Raw genomic sequence first — 3,162 nt, forward strand, 5'->3', positions numbered from 1 at the left:
CGGCCTGCCTGACGTAGCGCAATGACTGAATTTACGACTGCTTCGCAGCCGAACGCAGCCTCGCAGGCTCGGCAGCTGCTACAAAGGGTGTCRCRGCTGAAATTGCTTAACTGACTGGCATTAGCGCTTATGGCCCGTTGTTTGTCCTACCGTTGCCATTGAAGTCGCGGCGTTGAAGAGCACCGCACAAGCCAGGTATATGGTCACTCTCCCAATGCCGTCTCACTGCTGCGACTGCCTGCGTCCGGTTACGAACGCGTAGCTTGTACATGACATTCGTCATGTAGTGCTTGATTGTCTTCTCGCAGAGCTCAAGCTTGATAGCAACCTCGCGGTTAGTCAGGCCMTTCGATACCTCCCGGATAACTTGTTCTTCGCGATGGGTCAGCTCGACCTTTTGCTTATCACCCGCGTACGTTCTGAAATTGCTTAACAGCTTGCTGGCAAGCTTGGGTGTAATGAAGGTTTCACCAGCGGCAACATTTCTGATGGCTTGTACAAGCTCACGACCGCTTATGCCTTTCAACGCATACCCCTGCGCGCCCGCTTCGAGGGCGGAATAGGCGTCCTCGATGGACTCGGATACCGTCAGCATCAAAATTTTAACTGCTGGCGAAGACGCTGAGATCGCTCGCACGGCAGCAAAGCTATCGCCCGGCATATTTACATCCATGAGCAAAACATTCGGAGCAAAACGAGCGGCAATCTCCAGGGCATCATCGGCAGACCCGCCCTGCCCGACCACCTGAAAGTCAGCTATTTTCTTCAGCGCCATTGTGACCCCATCCCTCAACAGCGGGTGATCATCAACGATGCCAATCTTGATCATGGAACTCATAAAATACTCCCCATAAGAGGYGATGGAGCTGCATGGTGATGTCGCGCGTTTCATTTTTATCCCTCACGTCATGCCGAACCTGGCAAGCCCCGTCGTCTCCATGATGTCCGGGACGACAGCTGTTGTGGGTACCGAGGGGGAGTGCAACTAATGAGCCATTTCAATAGGGCGAAGAAAAAGTTCAAATCAATTAACAAGCTGTTTCTGAGTGCTTCAAACGAGAGAAAGGGTGAAGGTGGGGAATATTCCTCAAATCAGGTGATAACCGCCCGGTTGGGTGGGTGAAATACCCCACTTATGGAGATAGTAACGGCCCTGTTTCACCGACCGCTTCTGGTCGGGTCTGCATGCCCTAAGGCGACGTGGATTCAACGGGTCGAGAAGGGCCGCTTCTGGCAAACAGCCACTCGGACCAGTCGCGCAATGACAGCGCCAGACTAGACGTGGATCCCCCTGGGGGCGTAGACACTGGCTGGAGGTGGCTTCCAGTGGAGCTCACTGGATGAAAAAATGGGTTAAACGTCCATTTTTTCAATTTGGTTTTATACGCGCAAACGAAAACGCCGCTCAATGAGCGGCGTTTTCGTTAAATATGGAGCGGGAAACGAGACTCGAACTCGCGACCCCGACCTTGGCAAGGTCGTGCTCTACCAACTGAGCTATTCCCGCAAATGGCGTCCCCTAGGGGACTCGAACCCCTGTTACCGCCGTGAAAGGGCGGTGTCCTAGGCCACTAGACGAAGGGGACACGCTACCCGGAACACATGGTGTGTGTTTCGGTGCCCAGATCCGCATCCGAAGACTTGGTTCTGGTTTCACTCAGCCCTGCCCGAAAGCAAAGCTGTTTAAAATTGGAGCGGGAAACGAGACTCGAACTCGCGACCCCGACCTTGGCAAGGTCGTGCTCTACCAACTGAGCTATTCCCGCATTGGCGTCCCCTAGGGGACTCGAACCCCTGTTACCGCCGTGAAAGGGCGGTGTCCTAGGCCACTAGACGAAGGGGACACACGTACTGCATTCACTCCCTGCTTCGTTTCGCTGTGTGCTTTACGCTGCAAGTGGCGCGCATTCTATGGATGGATTGAGAGGTCGTCAACCCCCTGATATAAATTTATTTAAATCAATGACTTCGCCCTGCTTTTGGGCGCCGTTGCGGTTTTTCCGCTGCCCGGCGTTTGACGCCTATATTCTGGCACCCGCCAAGACGTTATAGTCCAGCAGTGATGGCAATCTGTACATCGCTTGCCACCATTCATAGAAGCGGGGCTGCGGCCGATATAAGCGCAGGCATGTCCGATCCAACCCGTCATGCGGGCCTGGGCGCTCGAATGCCAGGCCACTAAACTCGCATGCGTACCCTATAAAGAGGTCTTACCGGTGACGCCACTCATGATCACCCTGCTAGTCGTAGCCGGGATCGCACTGTTGATCGCCATTGGTTACATGAACCATGTGGTGGAAAACAACAAGCTGGAAAAGGCCCGTACCAAGATCGAGCTCAATGATCGTCTGCGTCGCTGCGGCGAAATCACCGAGACTTTCCCCGGCCAGTTGATGACCCCGGCACTCAAGCTGTTGTTGACCCGCCTGGAACTGAACGTCTGCCAGCGCCTGCTCAACCTGGAAAAATCCAGTGCCAACCTCAAGGCACGGATCGCCGAGCTGGAGGTCCTTGTCGGCCAGGGTGAATCCATCCCGGTCAACAATCCGCCAGCACCGATCCAGACCGAAGCCAAGGCCAAGGACGTACGTTTCCTGCTCGAAGCCCTGCACGGCCAAATCACCCGCGCGGCACAGGACGGCTTCCTGGCCCCCAACGAGGCCAAACGCTGGATCCGTGAAGTGCGCCACATCCTCGTGCTGCTGCACATCGAGTTCTTCAACAACCTCGGCCAGCACTCCCTGCAAAAGAACCAGCCCGGACAGGCTCGCCTGGCATTCGAGCGCGGCGTGCAATACCTGCGCAAACAACAGGAACCACAGGTTTACGCCGAGCAACTGGAATACCTGGAAAAACTCCTGGCCCGCGCCAATGACCAGGTCATGGATCGCATTGCGCCGGTCGAAGGCGAAGTCAACCAGTTGACCGAAGGTCTCAAAGACGTCGAGGCCGACGCGGACTGGAAAAAGAAAGCGATCTACGACTGACCGGCGAAAGCACAAAAGCCACCGGGACAGGTAATGCCAGTCAGTTAAGCGCTAATGCGATCTGTAGCAGCTGCCGAGCCCGCGAGGCTGCGTTCGGCTGCGAAGCAGTCGTGAGTCCAGCTGACGCGGCCTGCCTGACGTACCGCAATGACTGATTTTACGACTGCTTCGCAGC

At 55.6% G+C, this 3,162-nt stretch carries 2 protein-coding genes and 4 tRNA genes; 1 reads left to right on the forward strand and 5 read right to left on the reverse strand.

Annotation, left to right across the window (positions count from 1 at the left end):
- Positions 1-127: 127 nt before the first annotated feature.
- From AB4Z35_RS29780 to AB4Z35_RS29800, 5 genes are all read right to left on the reverse strand, one after another.
- The gene (locus AB4Z35_RS29780) at positions 128-838 is read right to left on the reverse strand and encodes a response regulator (RefSeq protein WP_442101127.1); all 711 of its coding nucleotides are present in this window, start codon (positions 836-838) and stop codon (positions 128-130) included.
- 593 nt (positions 839-1,431) lie between these two features.
- Positions 1,432-1,507, reverse strand: a tRNA-Gly gene (locus AB4Z35_RS29785).
- A gap of 3 nt (positions 1,508-1,510) precedes the next feature.
- Positions 1,511-1,586 (reverse strand) — tRNA-Glu (locus AB4Z35_RS29790).
- 104 nt (positions 1,587-1,690) lie between these two features.
- A tRNA-Gly gene (locus AB4Z35_RS29795) sits at positions 1,691-1,766 on the reverse strand.
- A 2-nt stretch (positions 1,767-1,768) separates the two neighbouring features.
- A tRNA-Glu gene (locus tag AB4Z35_RS29800) sits at positions 1,769-1,844 on the reverse strand.
- A 384-nt stretch (positions 1,845-2,228) separates the two neighbouring features.
- Here AB4Z35_RS29800 and AB4Z35_RS29805 point away from each other — a divergent pair.
- A complete protein-coding gene (locus tag AB4Z35_RS29805; RefSeq protein WP_442101128.1) occupies positions 2,229-2,987 on the forward strand; it encodes a hypothetical protein in 759 nt (252 codons plus the stop codon).
- Positions 2,988-3,162 lie beyond the last annotated feature (175 nt).

This window comes from Pseudomonas sp. KB_15, from assembly GCF_052114525.1.
GTDB lineage: Bacteria > Pseudomonadota > Gammaproteobacteria > Pseudomonadales > Pseudomonadaceae > Aquipseudomonas.